This is a genomic window from Burkholderia sp. DN3021 (assembly GCF_049805555.1).
Classification (GTDB): Bacteria; Pseudomonadota; Gammaproteobacteria; order Burkholderiales; family Burkholderiaceae; genus Burkholderia; species Burkholderia pyrrocinia_C.
Window position 1 is genome coordinate 1 of sequence record NZ_JBNCAB010000068.1, and the last position, 14,710, is coordinate 14,710.

Sequence of the window (14,710 nt, forward strand, 5' to 3'; positions counted from 1 at the left end):
GGCCGAAGCCGCGCGCGTCGAGCCGACGTTCGGAGGCGCGGCGCCTGCGGACATGCCGGCCGATCTGCAGGCCGAGGCGACCGGTGCCGACCTGTCGCCCGAGTCGGCCGAACCGGCCGCCGGTGAAGAAGCGGTGCCTGCCGCCGCGCACGAACCGGCCGCCGAACCGGCCGAGTCGTCCGAACCCGTGCTGCCGGCCGCGACGACGATCTCGTCGACGCCGCCCGCGATCGTCGACCGCCGGATCGACTGCATCGTGCCGATCCGCCTCGCCGGGCCGCTGCCGGGCGACAAGATCCTGCCGGCCGCGCAGCGGCTGCGCCGTGCGGGCAGCAAGCCCGTGCACATCGAAGGCAAGCCGGAAGGCGGCCAGTGGGAGCTGCTGCAGAACGGCGTGCGCTACGAAGAGTTGCGCGCGGCCGCGCAGCTCGCGAACCGCAGCGGCGCGCTGAACGAGCTCGAATTCTCCGAATTCGTGACGGGCGTTCAGCAGTTCGCCGACACGATCGACGGCGCACCGGAATTCCCGGACATGATGGAGACGGTGGCGATGGCGCGCGAGCTCGACGCCTTTGCCGCGCAGTGCGACGCGCAACTGTCGATCAACGTGATGTCGGACGGCGCGCCGTGGTCGGCGAACTACGTGCAGGCGGTCGCATCGCAGGACGGGCTGCTGCTGTCGCGCGACGGCACGCGTTTCGTGAAGCTCGACGCGAAGCAGAACCCCGTGTTCATGCTGCAGTTCGGCGATACGAACTTCCTGCGCGACGACCTCACGTACAAGGGCGGCAACATGATCACGCTGGTGCTCGACGTGCCGGTCGCCGAAGAGGACATCCTGCCGTTCCGGCTGATGTGCGATTACGCGAAGTCGCTGTCCGAACGGATCGGCGCGCGGGTCGTCGACGATTCGCGCCGGCCGCTGCCGGAGTCGACGCTGCTCGCGATCGAGCAGCAGTTGATGAAGCTGTACGCGAAGCTCGAGGAAGCCGGCATTCCGGCCGGTTCGCCGGTCACGCGCCGCCTCTTCAGCCAGTAACGCGATGGCGCGGACGGCGGGCTTCGGTGCCGTCGTCCGTCGCTGCGGCGCACATCTTTCGTGTGCGCTGCAGCACGCTGATCCGGCGCGCATTGCACGCCCCGCCGCGGCGTCAAACTGAGATAATCGGACATCCGATTTTCTCAGAACGAATCTGCCGCCAGCATGGCCCGAACCCAAGCCGAACCGCCAGCCAGCCAGCCCGACGCGCGCGCCGCGTGGCTGCGCGACCAACTCGAGCGGGCGAACTACGCCTATTACGTACTCGACCAGCCGGATCTGCCCGACGCCGAATACGATCGGCTGTTCCGCGAACTGCAGCAGCTCGAAACCGACCATCCCGAACTCGTGACGCCCGATTCGCCGACGCAGCGCGTCGGCGGCGAAGCGGCCGGCGGCTTCACGCCGGTCGTCCACGACGCGCCGATGCTGTCGCTGAACAACGGCTTCGCCGACGAGGACATCGTCGCGTTCGACAAGCGCGTCGCCGATGCGCTCGACAAGACGACCGATCTCGCCGGCTCGGTGACGGAGCCCGTCGAATATGCGTGCGAACTGAAGTTCGACGGCCTCGCGATCTCGCTGCGCTACGAGCGCGGCGTGTTCGTGCAGGCGTCGACGCGCGGCGACGGCACGACGGGCGAGGACGTGACCGAAAACGTGCGCACGATCCGCTCGATTCCGCTGAAGCTGAAGGGCGCGAACGTGCCGGCGGTGCTCGACGTGCGCGGCGAGGTGCTGATGTTCAAGCGCGATTTCGCACGCCTGAACGAACGCCAGCGTGCGGCCGAGCAGCGCGAATTCGCGAACCCGCGCAATGCGGCGGCCGGCAGCCTGCGCCAGCTCGACTCGAAGATCACCGCGCAGCGTCCGCTGTCGTTCTTCTCGTACGGCATCGGCGTGCTCGACGGGATGCCGATGCCCGACACGCACAGCGCGCTGCTCGACTGGTACGAAGCGCTCGGCCTGCCCGTGAATCGCGAACGCGCGGTCGTGCACGGCGCCGACGGATTGCTCGGCTTCTTCCGCAAGATCGGCGAGAAGCGCGAGTCGCTGCCGTACGACATCGACGGCGTCGTCTACAAGGTCAACCGGCGCGACGAGCAGGAGCGTCTCGGCTTCGTGTCGCGCGCGCCGCGCTTCGCGCTCGCGCACAAGTTCCCCGCACAGGAAGCGCTGACGAAGCTCGTCGCGATCGACGTGCAGGTCGGCCGCACGGGCGCGATCACGCCGGTCGCGCGGCTCGAACCGGTGTTCGTCGGCGGTGCGACCGTGACCAACGCGACGCTGCACAACGAGGACGAGGTGCGCCGCAAGGACATCCGGATCGGCGATACCGTGATCGTGCGACGCGCGGGCGACGTGATCCCCGAGGTGGTCGGCGCGCTGCTCGACCGGCGCCCGGACGATGCGGCCGAATTCGTGATGCCGACCGAATGCCCGGTGTGCGGCTCGAAGATCGAGCGCCTGCCGGACGAGGCGATCGCGCGCTGCACGGGCGGCCTGTTCTGCCCGGCGCAGCGCAAGCAGGCGCTGTGGCACTTCGCGCAGCGCCGCGCGCTCGACATCGACGGGCTCGGCGAGAAGATCATCGACCAGCTCGTCGAGCTGAATCTCGTGCGTACGCCGGCCGACCTGTTCAATCTCGGTTTTGCGACGCTCGCCGAACTCGACCGGTTCGCCGAGAAGTCCGCACAGAATTTGCTCGACTCGCTCGAGAAGGCGAAGCACACGACGCTCGCGCGCTTCATCTACGGGCTCGGCATCCGCCATGTCGGCGAATCGACCGCGAAGGATCTCGCGAAGCATTTCGGCTCGCTGACGCCGATCATGGATGCATCGATCGACGAACTGCTCGAAGTCAACGACGTCGGCCCGATCGTTGCCGAGTCGCTGCACCAGTTCTTCGCGGAAGAGCACAACCGGACCGTGATCGAGCAGTTGCGCGCGCCGGGCAAGGTTACGTGGCCTGAAGGGCCGCCCGCGCCGAAGGCGCCGCAGGGCGTGCTGGCCGGCAAGACCGTCGTGCTGACGGGCACGCTGCCGACGCTCACGCGCGATGCGGCGAAGGAGATGCTCGAAGCGGCGGGCGCGAAAGTTGCGGGCTCGGTATCGAAGAAGACGGATTACGTGGTCGCGGGCGCCGAAGCCGGCAGCAAGCTCGCGAAGGCCGAGGAACTCGGCATCCCCGTGCTGGACGAAGACGGACTGCACCAACTCCTGGAGGGCAATACGCCATGATTCGCGAGATCCTGAAGATGGGCGATCCGCGCCTGCTCGAAATCGCCAAACCGGTCGAGCGGTTCGATACACCCGAGCTGCACGAGATCGTTGCGGACATGTTCGAGACGATGCACCATGCGAACGGCGCCGGGCTGGCCGCGCCGCAGATCGGCATCGGGCTGCAGCTCATCATCTTCGGCTTCGGCAACAACAACCGCTACCCGGATGCGCCGCCGGTGCCCGAGACCGTGCTGATCAACCCGAAGATCGAGTACATGCCGCCGGACATGGAAGAGGGCTGGGAAGGCTGCCTGTCGGTGCCGGGCATGCGCGGTGTCGTCAGCCGCTACGCGAAGGTGCGCTACAGCGGCTTCGACCAGTTCGGCGCGAAGATCGATCGCGTCGCCGACGGTTTTCACGCGCGCGTGGTCCAGCATGAATACGATCACCTGATCGGCAAGCTGTATCCGATGCGGATCACCGACTTCACGCGCTTCGGCTTCACCGAGGTGCTGTTCCCGGGGCTCGATCCGGCGGAAGACGACTGACCGGGCACGCGGGGCGGCCGGCCGGCGTGCTGCCGGCACTCGTTTCGCGATGTTCGACGGCAACAAAAAACCCGCTTGCGCGGGTTTTTTGTTGCGTGGCGCACGTCGCGTGCCCGCTGTCAGAACGTCTCGTCGGCCGACAGATAGCGCCATTGCCCCTGCGGCAGCGCGCCGAGCATCACGCGGCCCATCCGCACGCGCTTGAGGCCGACTACGTCGAGACCGACCAGTTCGCACATGCGGCGGATCTGGCGCTTCTTGCCTTCGCGCAGCACGAAACGCAGTTGCTCGCCGTTCTGCCAGCTCACCATTGCGGGCTTCAATGCGACGCCGTCGAGCTCGAGGCCGTGGCGCAGCTTCGCGAGCGATTCCGCGGGGAAGTGCTGGTCGATGTCGATGAGCCGTTCGCCGAAGCGCACGCGCACCAGGTACTCCTTGTCGATGTCCGACTGCTCGCCGATCAGCTGCTTCGCGATCCGGCCGTTCTGCGTCAGCACGAGCAGGCCGGTGGAATCGATGTCGAGCCGGCCGGCCGGTGCGAGCGCGTGCAGGTGCTGCGGCGAGAAGCGCAGCGGCGAATGGTCGCCGCTCCAGTGGTTCCCGCGCGTGATCAGCACGGCCGCGGGCTCGTAGCCGTCTTCCGCCTGACCCGATACATAGCCGACCGGCTTGTGCAGCAGGATCGTCACCTGCGCGGCCTGTGCGGCGCTTGCGCGCTCGTCGATCTCGATTTTCTGGTCGGCGCGCACCTTGGTGCCGAGCGTGTCGATGCGTTCGCCGTCGACGAGCACCCAGCCCTTTTCGATCCACTCGTCGGCTTCGCGGCGCGAGCACATGCCGAGTTCGGACATCCGCTTCGACAGGCGCATCAGGCCCGTTTCGTCACCGTAATCGGTGTCGGCAGCCTGGCGCTTGACGGGTTGTGAGGTCTTCAGGCCCGCGCCGGATGTGCGGCGCTCGCCGTCGCGGGCGGGGCGGGCCGGACGGTCACCGAAGCTGCGTTTCGCGCCTTCGCCGGCTGCCTTGTCGCGATAGGGCGTGCGCTTGGCGTCGTCAGCGCCTGCGCGGCGCGGGCGCGCATCGTCGTCGCTGCGACGGGGCGGGCGGTCGGACGACGTACGGCGATCGCCGAAGCCGCGTTTCGCGCCTTCGCCGGCTGCCTTGTCGCGATAGGGCGTGCGCTTGACGTCGTCAGCGCCTGCGCGGCGCGGCCGTGCATCGTCGTCGCTGCGGCGGGCCGGGCGGTCGGACGACGTACGGCGGTCGTCGAAGCCGCGTTTCGCGCCTTCGCCGGCTGCCTTGTCGCGATAGGGCGTGCGCTTGGCGTCGTCAGCGCCTGCGCGGCGCGGGCGTGCATCGTCGTCGCTGCGACGGGGCGGGCGGTCTGACGACGAGCGGCGGTCATCGAAGCTGCGCTTCGCGCCTTCGCCGGCTGCCTTGTCGCGATAGGGTGCGCGCGTGCCGCCTTCTGCGCCTGCGCGGCGCGGCCGTGCATCGTCGTCGCTGCGACGGGCCGGGCGATCGGACGACGTACGGCGGTCATCGAAGCTGCGCTTCGCGCCTTCGCCGGCTGCCCTGTCGCGATAGGGTGTGCGCTTTGCGTCGTCAGCGCCTGCGCGGCGCGGCCGTGCGTCGTCGTCGCTGCGACGGGGCGGGCGGTCTGACGACGAGCGACGGTCGTCGAAACTGCGCTTGGCGCCTGCGCCGATTGCGTTGTCACGATAGGGCGCGCGCGCGCCGCCTTCGGCACCCGCGCGGCGCGGCCGTGCATCATCGTCGCTGCGACGGGGCGGGCGCGAGTCGGGCTTGCCGTCAGCGCTGCGATAGCTGCGTTCGGTACCGCCGTCGCGCGGCGCACGCTTGGCCGTTGCGCGATCCGCGCCCGGGCGCTCGGCGCCCGCGGCACCGCGCGGCTTGAACGTGCGTTCGCCGGCGGCTGCCGGGCCCGACGCCTTCTTCGGGCGGGCCGGCTTGTCTGTCGCGGGCGGCGCAGCGGGACGCACCGCCTTGCGGGCGACGAGGCTGCCGGAGCGGACAGGTGCGCGGGTCGGCGACGCCGGCCGCGGATTCTTGACGGTCAATTTGGTGCGCATAAACGCTGGGATTCATTCAGACTGCGATCGCACGCAGCAATTCGGTTTCGAGCTGGATCTGCAGGCGGTTGTCGGACAAGCCGGCGCCCGCGAGCAGGAAGATGTCCTCGACGCGTTCGCCGAGCGTATTGATCCGCGCCGCGTGGACGCCGATCCGATGCTCGGCGAGTACGCGCGCGATCGAATAGAGAAGGCCCGGCCGGTCGTTGGCGGACACGGACAGGATGTAGTACTGACCGCGCTCGTCGGCCCGCAGGTCGACGCGCGGCGTGATCGGAAAGGTTCGGGACAGCCTCGACAGGCGGCCCTTGGACGGTTCCGGCAGCGGTGCGGTTTCGGCGAGCCGCGTTGCGAGCTGCTGTTCGACGAGATTCGCGATGTCGCGGTACCGCACGTCGCGTTCGGTCTGCGTGACGATGAAGTTGTCGAGCGCGTAGCCGTGCCGCGTCGTGCTGACGCGTGCGTCGAGCACCGACAGCCCGTTGCGGTCGAAATACGCGCAGATGCCCGCGAACAGGTCGGGGCGGTCCTTCACGTACACGAGCACCTGCAGCGCGTCGCCGATCGGCGACGGCCGCGCGCGGACGATCGCGGTTTCGGCGTTCACGTGCCGGTACAGCACACGCGTCTGCCATGCGATATCGGCCGCATCGTGACGCAGGAAGAAGCCGACGTCGAGCTGATCCCACAGTGCGCGGTGCGCGTCGTCGGGCACGGTCTCGAGGCGCAGCAGCGCGAGCGCCTGTTCCTGCCGCGACTTCAGCTCCGAATGCGCGTCGGGGTTCGCGCCGCCGAGCACCGCGAGCGTGATGCGGTACAGATCCTCGAGCAGCTTGCCCTTCCACGTGTTCCACACCTTCGGGCTCGTGCCGCGGATATCGGCGACGGTCAGCAGGTAGAGCGCGGTGAGGCGCCGTTCGTTGCCGACGAGTTCGGCGAAGCGCTTGATGACTTCGGGGTCGCTCGTGTCCTGCTTCTGCGCGACCTGGCTCATCGTCAGGTGATGCTGGACGAGCCACACGATCAGCGCCGCGTCGTCGCCGGCGATCTCGTGTTCGCGGCAGAAGCGCCGCGCATCGGCCATCCCGAGCGTCGAGTGGTCGCCGCCGCGGCCCTTCGCGATGTCGTGGAACAGCGCCGCGACATACAGCACCCACGGACGGTCGAAGTTGCCGATCAACTGGCTGCAGAACGGGTATTCGTGCGCATGCTCGGCGACCGCGAAGCGGCGGATGTTGCGCAACACCATCAGGATGTGCTGGTCGACCGTGTACACGTGGTACAGGTCGTGCTGCATCTGGCCGACGATGCGGCGGAAGTTCAGCAGATAGCGGCCGAGCACGCTCGTCTGGTTCATCAGCCGGAACGCGTGCGTGATCCCTTCGGGCTGTTGCAGGATCCGCATGAACGTGTGGCGGTTCTGCGGATCGCGGCGCCACGCGTTGTTCATGATTTCGCGCGAGTTGTACAGCGCGCGCAGCGTGCGCGCGGACAGGCCTTTCACGCCGCGGGTCGTTTCGTACAGCAGGAACGCTTCGAGGATCGCATCGGGATGGCGTTCGAACACGCCGTCGTCGACGATCTCGAGCATCCCCTGCTTCTCGACGAAGCGGTCGGGCGACAGCACACGCGTGATACCGCTCGTCGCGGGGAAGAGCTGCGCCTCGATGTTCTGGATCAGGATCGTCGCGAGCTGCGTGACGGCTTTCGCGGCCCAGTAATAGCGGCGCATCAGTTGCTCGCTCGCGCGCTTGGCCTGCGTCGGCTGGTAGCCGAAGCTCTCGGCGGCCTGCGTCTGCAGGTCGAAGACGAGCATGTCCTGGCGGCGGCCGGCGATCACGTGCAGCCGTGCGCGCAGCGTCTTCAGGAAACCCTCGTTGCGGCGCAGCTCGCGCGCTTCACGATCGGTGATGAGGCCGCGCGTGTCGAGCTCGCGCCAGCTGCTGCCGAAACCCGCCGCGCGCGCGATCCATAGGATCGTCTGCAGGTCGCGCAGCCCGCCGGGGCTTTCCTTCACGTTCGGTTCGAGGCTGTACGGCGTGTCCTGGAACTTCGCGTGGCGCTGGCGCATCTCGAGCACCTTCGCGGTGAAGAACGCGCGGGCGTCGAGCGCCTCGTGGTAGCGCACCGTGAAGCGCTCGAACAGCGCGGTGCTGCCGACGATGCGGCGCGCTTCCAGCAGCGAGGTTTGCACCGTGACGTCCTGCGATGCTTCCTCGATGCATTGCGCGACCGTGCGCACGCTGCTGCCGATCTCGAGGCCGAGATCCCATGCCATCCCGATGAAACGCTCGATGCGCGGGTCGAGCGCCGGGTCGTGCGCATCGGGCAGCAGTACGAGGATGTCGACGTCGGAATAAGGGGCGAGCTCGCCGCGCCCGTAGCCGCCGACGGCGATGAGCGCGAGCGTCGCCGGCAGCCCGCAATCGTCCCACACGCGCTTCAGTGCGTCGTCGGTGAGTTTCGACTGCGCGTGCATCAGCGACGCGACGTTCGTCGCGCGGCGAAAGCGCTCGAGCATGTCGGCCTTGGCGGCCTTGAATTCGGCGCGCCGCGACAGTGCGTCGGGCGAGGGGGCGGCGTGAGCGCTCATGGGCGGCCGTTCAGGTGGGGGCGGGGCGGGCTGGCGCGACGGCGCTCAGACTGCTGCGGCCGGTTGCGCGAACACGGGGCGCGCCGGCGTGCCGGCCGACACGGTCAGCACGTCGTAGCCGGTTTCGGTGACGAGCACCGTATGCTCCCACTGCGCGGACAGGCTGCGGTCGCGCGTCTTGACCGTCCACTGGTCGGGCATCGTGCGGATGTCGCGCTTGCCGGCGTTGATCATCGGCTCGATCGTGAAGATCATCCCGGGCTTCAGCTCGATGCCCGTGCCCGGACGGCCGTAGTGGACGACCTGCGGATCCTCGTGGAACACCGTGCCGATGCCGTGGCCGCAGTATTCGCGCACGACGCTGTAGCCCTGCGCTTCCGCATGCTTCTGGATCGCGTGGCCGATGTCGCCGAGGTGCGCGCCGGGCTTGACCTGGTCGATGCCGAGCCACATGCACTCGTAGGTGGTCTGCACGAGGCGCTTCGCGAGGATCGAGCCCTCGCCGACGATGAACATCCGGCTCGTGTCGCCGAAGTAGCCGTTCTTGATCACGGTGATGTCGATGTTCAGCGCGTCGCCGTTCTTGATCACCTTCTCGCCAGGAATGCCGTGGCAGATCACGTCGTTGACCGAAATGCAGGTGGCCTTCGGGTACGGCGGATAGCCGGGCGGCTGGTAGTTCAGCGGCGCGGGGATCGTGCCCTGTTCGTTGAGCATGAACTCGTGGCAGAGGCGATCGAGTTCGGCGGTCGTGACGCCCGCGACGACGTGCGGCGTGATGAAGTCGAGCACTTCGCTCGCGAGACGGCAGGCGACGCGCATCTCGGCGATATCGTGTTCGTTTTTGAGCGTAATAGTCATCGAGGTATGCCTGGAATGCGGTGAATTGATGGATTATCGCACCTTATGGCGGGCGTCGCAGCCCCTGCCGGCCGCGCCGATGCGGGTTTTCGCGGATTGTCCGGCCGGCTGCCGCACGGCAAGCGAAAGTGGCGGGCGACTTGAGAGCCGACAAATCGGCGTGCTATACTCTTTGGCTAAGTCGATATCCAAATGCCGAGTTTGTCCCATGTTGGGGCGGCATCGCGGTGACAGGCTTACGGCACGGGCGTTTTGCACGTGCCGAATCGCAAGCCGGCGCAACCAGGGTGCCGGCCGCGCAGAATTCGTTGCCTTTCGGAGTAATTCGGGGCAGGTTCGCGCGGCGGTACGGCGGCCGGCTTAAGACCCAACCCTCGTGGAGAATTCACATGGCAGTTACGATGCGCCAAATGCTGGAAGCGGGTGTCCACTTCGGTCACCAGACGCGCTTCTGGAACCCGAAGATGGCACCGTTCATTTTCGGTCACCGCAACAAGATTCACATCATCAACCTCGAAAAGACGCTGCCGATGTTCACGGACGCACAGAAGTACGTGCGCCAGCTGGCAGCGAACCGCGGCACGATCCTGTTCGTCGGCACGAAGCGCCAGTCGCGCGACACGATCGCCCAGGAAGCGCAGCGCGCGGGCATGCCGTACGTCAACGCACGCTGGCTCGGCGGCATGATGACCAACTTCAAGACGCTGAAGGTGTCGATCAAGCGCCTGAAGGACATGGAAGCGGCCGTCGAATCGGGCGAAACCGAGAAGATGAGCAAGAAGGAAGCGCTGCTGTTCGAACGTGAAATCGCCAAGCTGCAGAAGTCGATCGGCGGCGTGAAGGACATGGGCGGCATTCCGGACGCAATCTTCGTCGTCGACGTCGGCTACCACAAGATTGCCGTCACCGAAGCGAACAAGCTGGGCGTGCCGGTCATCGCCGTGGTCGATACGAACCACTCGCCGGAAGGTGTGGACTACGTGATCCCGGGCAACGACGACTCGAGCAAGGCAGTCGCGCTGTACGCGGAAGGCGTGGCCGACGCGATCCTGGAAGGCCGTGCGAACGCGGTCAACGAAGTGGTCCAGGCAGCGCGTGGCGACGACGAGTACGTCGAGGAAAACGCGTAACTGGCCCCGAGCCGGCGCAAAAAGGGGGCTCTCAACAGGCCCCCTTTTTTTAAGCTTGTGCGCCGGACCTGATCGCGCCGAAGCGGCGCGGGTCCGGAAACGAATCTCGGCCGTTCGCGTCCAAGCGGGCGGCGTTGTGAATACAGACTCAAGGAGCGAATGATGGCGGCAATTACCGCAAGCATGGTGGCAGAACTGCGCGCAAAGACCGACGCACCGATGATGGAGTGCAAGAAGGCGCTGACGGAAGCCGACGGCGATCTGGCCAAGGCTGAAGAGCTGCTGCGCGTCAAGCTCGGCAACAAGGCGAGCAAGGCGGCATCGCGCGTGACGGCCGAAGGCGTCGTCGCATCGTTCGTCGGCGGCAACGCAGGCGCGCTGGTCGAACTGAACTGCGAAACCGACTTCGTCGCGAAGAACGACGACTTCCTCGCATTCTCGAAGACGGTCGCCGAACTCGTCGCGACGCAGAACCCGGCCGACGTGGCCGCGCTGTCGGCACTGCCGCTCGAGGGCTCGACGGTCGACGCAGTGCGCCTGGCGCTGATCGGCAAGATCGGCGAGAACGTGTCGATCCGCCGTTTCGTCCGCTTCGAAACCGCGAACAAGATCGCAACGTACCTGCACGGCGCGCGCATCGGCGTGATCGTCGAGTACACGGGTGCGGACGAGCAGGTCGGCAAGGACGTCGCGATGCACATCGCGGCAATGAAGCCGGTCGCGCTGTCGTCGGCCGACGTGCCGGCCGAGCTGATCGAGACGGAGCGCCGCGTGGCCGAGCAGAAGGCTGCGGAATCGGGCAAGCCGGTCGAGATCGTCGCGAAGATGGTCGACGGTAGCGTCCAGAAGTACCTGAAGGAAGTGTCGCTGCTGAACCAGACGTTCGTGAAGAACGACAAGCAGACGATCGAGCAGATGCTGAAGGCAGCGGATTCCGCGGTGCAGAAGTTCGCGCTGTTCGTCGTCGGCGAAGGCATCGAGAAGCGCCAGGACGACTTCGCCGCCGAAGTGGCCGCGCAAGTCGCAGCAGCAAAGCAGCAGTAAGCAGTCAGGCAGTACCCGCGGCGGGCGTCCGCTCCGCCGCGGCCGGCGCCGCCGCCGGCCGGCCGGGAACCCCGGTCCGACCGTCGGCGCTTGCCCGAATCAGTATTTCGCCCCTACAGTTCGTGGTTGTCATCCTCTCGTCGCTCGGAAGCCCCTATGTCCAATGCCTATAAACGCGTCCTCCTCAAACTCTCCGGCGAAGCGCTGATGGGCGACGATGCCTTCGGCATCAATCGCGCGACGATCGAACGGATGGTGGCCGATATCGCCGAAGTCGTGCGTCTCGGTACGCAGCTGGCGGTCGTGATCGGTGGCGGTAATATTTTCCGCGGTGTCGCGGGCGGCGCGGCCGGCATGGATCGCGCGACCGCCGACTACATGGGGATGCTCGCGACGATGATGAACGCGCTGGCGCTGCAGGACGCGATGCGCCACGCCGGCATCGAGGCGCGCGTGCAATCCGCGCTGCGGATGGACCAGGTCGTCGAGCCGTACATCCGGCCCCGCGCGATCCGCCAGCTCGAGGAAGGCCGCGTCGTGATCTTCGCGGCCGGCACCGGCAACCCGTTCTTCACGACGGACACCGCCGCGGCACTGCGCGGTTCGGAAGTGGGCGCCGAGGTCGTGCTGAAGGCGACCAAGGTCGATGGCGTATATTCTGCCGATCCGAAGAAGGATCCGTCGGCCACGCGCTACACGACGATCAGCTTCGACGAGGCGATCAGCCGCAACCTGCAGGTGATGGACGCGACGGCGTTTGCGCTGTGCCGCGACCAGAAGCTGCCGATTCGCGTGTTTTCGATCAACAAGCCGGGCGCGCTCAAGCGCATCGTGCTGGGCGAGGACGAAGGTACGCTCGTCCACGTGTAAACTCCCGCGGATGCGGGCATTGGCCGTGGCGCGCAAGATGCGCCGGGCAGCGCCCGCGTTCTTTGAAGGTTTGAAGGTTCGGAGGTTGAAATGAGTGTCGCTGATACCAAGAAGGGCGTCGAGCAAAAGATGCAGCGCTCGATCGAAGCGTTCAAGAACGATCTGGCAAAGATCCGTACGGGCCGTGCGCACACCGGTCTGCTCGATCATGTGCAGGTCGACTACTACGGGTCGATGGTGCCGATCTCGCAGGTCGCGAACCTGACGCTGGTCGACGCGCGCACGATCGGCGTGCAGCCGTGGGAAAAGAACATGGTCGCGAAGGTCGAGAAGGCCATTCGCGAAGCCGATCTGGGCCTGAACCCGGCAACGGCCGGCGACCTGATCCGCGTGCCGATGCCCGCGCTGACGGAAGAGCGCCGCCGCGAGCTGACGAAGGTCGTCAAGAGCGAAGGCGAAACGGCCAAGGTCGCGATCCGCAACCTGCGCCGCGACGCGAACGAAGCGCTCAAGAAGCTCGTGAAGGACAAGGAAATCTCGGAAGACGACGAGCGCCGCGCGAGCGACGACGTGCAGAAGCTGACCGACAAGCACGTTGCCGAAATCGACAAGCTCGTGCAGACCAAGGAAGCCGAGATCATGACGGTCTGACGACCGTCCTCGCGCGCCGCCTTCTTCCCGCATTACTGTCTCAACGGCCATGACCTATACCAGCTCTACCGTTCGCGTGCCTGACGTCGGCGTCGTGCCGCGTCACATCGCGATCATCATGGACGGCAACGGCCGTTGGGCAACCGAACGCCGCTTGCCGCGCGTCGCGGGGCATACCCGCGGCGTCGATGCCGTGCGGGCGGTGGTCGAAGGCTGCGCGCGCGCCGGCGTCGAATACCTGACGCTGTTCGCGTTCAGTTCGGAAAACTGGCGCCGGCCGAACGACGAAGTGTCGTTCCTGATGCGGCTCTTCATCACCGCGCTCGAGCGCGAGGTGGGCAAGCTGCATGCGAACGGAATCCGCTTGCGTGTGGTCGGCGATCTCGAGCGCTTCGAGCCGCGCATCCGCGAACTGATTCGCCGCGCCGAGACCAAGACGGCGCGCAACACCCGTCTTACGCTCACCATCGCTGCCAACTACGGCGGCCGGTGGGACATCCTGCAGGCGACGAAGAAGCTCGTCGAGCAGGCCGTGCGCGAGGGTCGCGAGGTCGAAGTGACCGAGGACGCATTCGCGCCGCACCTGGCGATGGCCTATGCGCCGGAGCCCGATCTCTTCATCCGCACCGGCGGCGAGCAGCGCGTCAGCAACTTCCTGCTGTGGCAGCTCGCGTACGCCGAATTCTATTTCACCGACAAATACTGGCCGGATTTCGACGGCGCGGCACTGGCCGACGCGATGGCGTCGTATACCGAGCGCGAGCGCCGTTTCGGGCGCACGAGCGCGCAGCTCGAACCGCAATCGCAGAACGCCGACTCCCTTTCATGCTGAAAACCCGTGTGATCACGGCGATCGTGATGCTGGCAGTGCTGCTGCCGGTGACGCTGTTCGCGCCGCTCGCCGCGTTCGGCGCGCTGATCGGCGTCGTGCTCGTGTTCGCCGCATGGGAATGGGCGCGCCTGCTGAAGCTCGGCGGCGCCGGCCCGGTCGTTTATGCGGTCGTCGCGGCGCTCGCGCTGGCGGCCACCACGCCGCTCGGCATCGATGCGACTGCATCCCGTCCCCTTTTCATGGCGGCCGGCGTGTTCTGGCTGCTGGTCGGCCCGTTCGCGCTGCGGCGCAAGCCCGAACTTGCAGGCGGCGTCTGGCGGCCGTTCCTGCTGGCGGCCGGGGTGATCGTGTTCGCGGCCTGCTGGCATGCGCTCGTCGCGGCGCGCGCGCAGGGCGTGCCGTTCGTGCTGTCGCTGCTGCTGGTCGTCTGGCTGGCCGATATCGGCGCATACTTCGCGGGCAAGGCCTTCGGAAAGCGTAAACTGGCCATTACGATCAGTCCCGGCAAGAGCTGGGAAGGCGCGATCGGCGGCTGGCTTGCGGTGATGGTCGTCGCCGGTGTCGCGACGGCCGCGCATGCTTTCGAGCCGACCCTGTTTTCCGCATTCGCCGTGCGCTACGGAATGCCCGGTGCGTGGGCCGCGCTGACGCTGCTGGTTGCGTACAGCGTGATCGGCGACCTGTTCGAGTCGCTGCTGAAGCGGCAGGCCGGTGTGAAGGATTCGAGCGGACTGCTGCCCGGCCATGGCGGCGTGCTCGACCGTGTCGACGCGCTGCTGCCGGTGCTGCCGCTCGCGATGCTGCTGCTTGGTTAAACCATTATCTC

12 protein-coding genes are annotated in these 14,710 nt (G+C 67.0%); 9 read left to right on the plus strand and 3 right to left on the minus strand.

The genetic code is table 11. The features are described from left to right. From ACPUER_RS26820 to def, 3 genes are all read left to right on the plus strand, one after another. Positions 1-1,039 (plus strand): cell division protein ZipA C-terminal FtsZ-binding domain-containing protein (locus ACPUER_RS26820; protein ID WP_425132575.1); only part of this gene is annotated, 1,039 nt, incomplete at its 5' end. A gap of 165 nt (positions 1,040-1,204) precedes the next feature. Next, positions 1,205-3,280 (plus strand): NAD-dependent DNA ligase LigA, encoded by a 2,076-nt coding sequence (gene ligA / locus ACPUER_RS26825; RefSeq protein WP_072437086.1) that lies wholly within the window; start codon positions 1,205-1,207, stop codon positions 3,278-3,280. Further along, a complete protein-coding gene (gene def, locus ACPUER_RS26830) occupies positions 3,277-3,810 on the plus strand; it encodes a peptide deformylase (RefSeq protein WP_175961141.1) in 534 nt (177 codons plus the stop codon). The genes ligA and def overlap by 4 nt, the downstream gene beginning before the upstream one ends. 119 nt (positions 3,811-3,929) lie before the next feature. On the opposite strand, the gene ACPUER_RS26835 is transcribed toward def, so the two are convergent. The 3 genes from ACPUER_RS26835 to map are packed head-to-tail and all read right to left on the minus strand — an operon-like array spanning position 3,930 to position 9,357. After that, positions 3,930-5,903 carry a pseudouridine synthase gene (locus ACPUER_RS26835; RefSeq protein ID WP_175961140.1) on the minus strand — a complete coding sequence of 658 codons (1,974 nt, stop codon included), beginning with the start codon at positions 5,901-5,903 and terminating at the stop codon, positions 3,930-3,932. Between the two features lie 16 nt (positions 5,904-5,919). Further along, positions 5,920-8,496 carry a [protein-PII] uridylyltransferase gene (locus ACPUER_RS26840; protein WP_175961139.1) on the minus strand — a complete coding sequence of 859 codons (2,577 nt, stop codon included), beginning with the start codon at positions 8,494-8,496 and terminating at the stop codon, positions 5,920-5,922. A gap of 45 nt (positions 8,497-8,541) precedes the next feature. Continuing rightward, the gene (gene map / locus ACPUER_RS26845; RefSeq protein WP_072437089.1) at positions 8,542-9,357 is read right to left on the minus strand and encodes a type I methionyl aminopeptidase; all 816 of its coding nucleotides are present in this window, start codon (positions 9,355-9,357) and stop codon (positions 8,542-8,544) included. Positions 9,358-9,746: 389 nt separating this feature from the next. Between map and rpsB the strand changes: the two genes are divergently transcribed. The 6 genes from rpsB to ACPUER_RS26875 all read left to right on the plus strand — a co-directional run bounded on the left by rpsB (position 9,747) and on the right by ACPUER_RS26875 (position 14,699). Further along, complete coding sequence (gene rpsB, locus ACPUER_RS26850) at positions 9,747-10,487, plus strand: 30S ribosomal protein S2 (RefSeq protein WP_011352461.1); 741 nt, start codon at positions 9,747-9,749, stop codon at positions 10,485-10,487. Between the two features lie 162 nt (positions 10,488-10,649). Next, entirely contained in the window at positions 10,650-11,531 is an 882-nt protein-coding gene (tsf, locus tag ACPUER_RS26855) for a translation elongation factor Ts (RefSeq protein WP_425132576.1), read from the plus strand. A 156-nt stretch (positions 11,532-11,687) separates the two neighbouring features. After that, positions 11,688-12,401 (plus strand): UMP kinase, encoded by a 714-nt coding sequence (gene pyrH, locus ACPUER_RS26860; protein ID WP_006402648.1) that lies wholly within the window; start codon positions 11,688-11,690, stop codon positions 12,399-12,401. Between the two features lie 90 nt (positions 12,402-12,491). Beyond that, entirely contained in the window at positions 12,492-13,052 is a 561-nt protein-coding gene (gene frr / locus ACPUER_RS26865; protein WP_021159105.1) for a ribosome recycling factor, read from the plus strand. Positions 13,053-13,101: 49 nt separating this feature from the next. Next, positions 13,102-13,884: a polyprenyl diphosphate synthase gene (uppS, locus tag ACPUER_RS26870; protein WP_034207662.1), complete on the plus strand. Its 783-nt coding sequence runs from the start codon at positions 13,102-13,104 to the stop codon at positions 13,882-13,884. After that, complete coding sequence (locus ACPUER_RS26875; protein WP_175961136.1) at positions 13,878-14,699, plus strand: phosphatidate cytidylyltransferase; 822 nt, start codon at positions 13,878-13,880, stop codon at positions 14,697-14,699. Before uppS ends, ACPUER_RS26875 begins: the two co-directional genes overlap by 7 nt. The last annotated feature ends 11 nt before the right edge of the window (positions 14,700-14,710 follow it).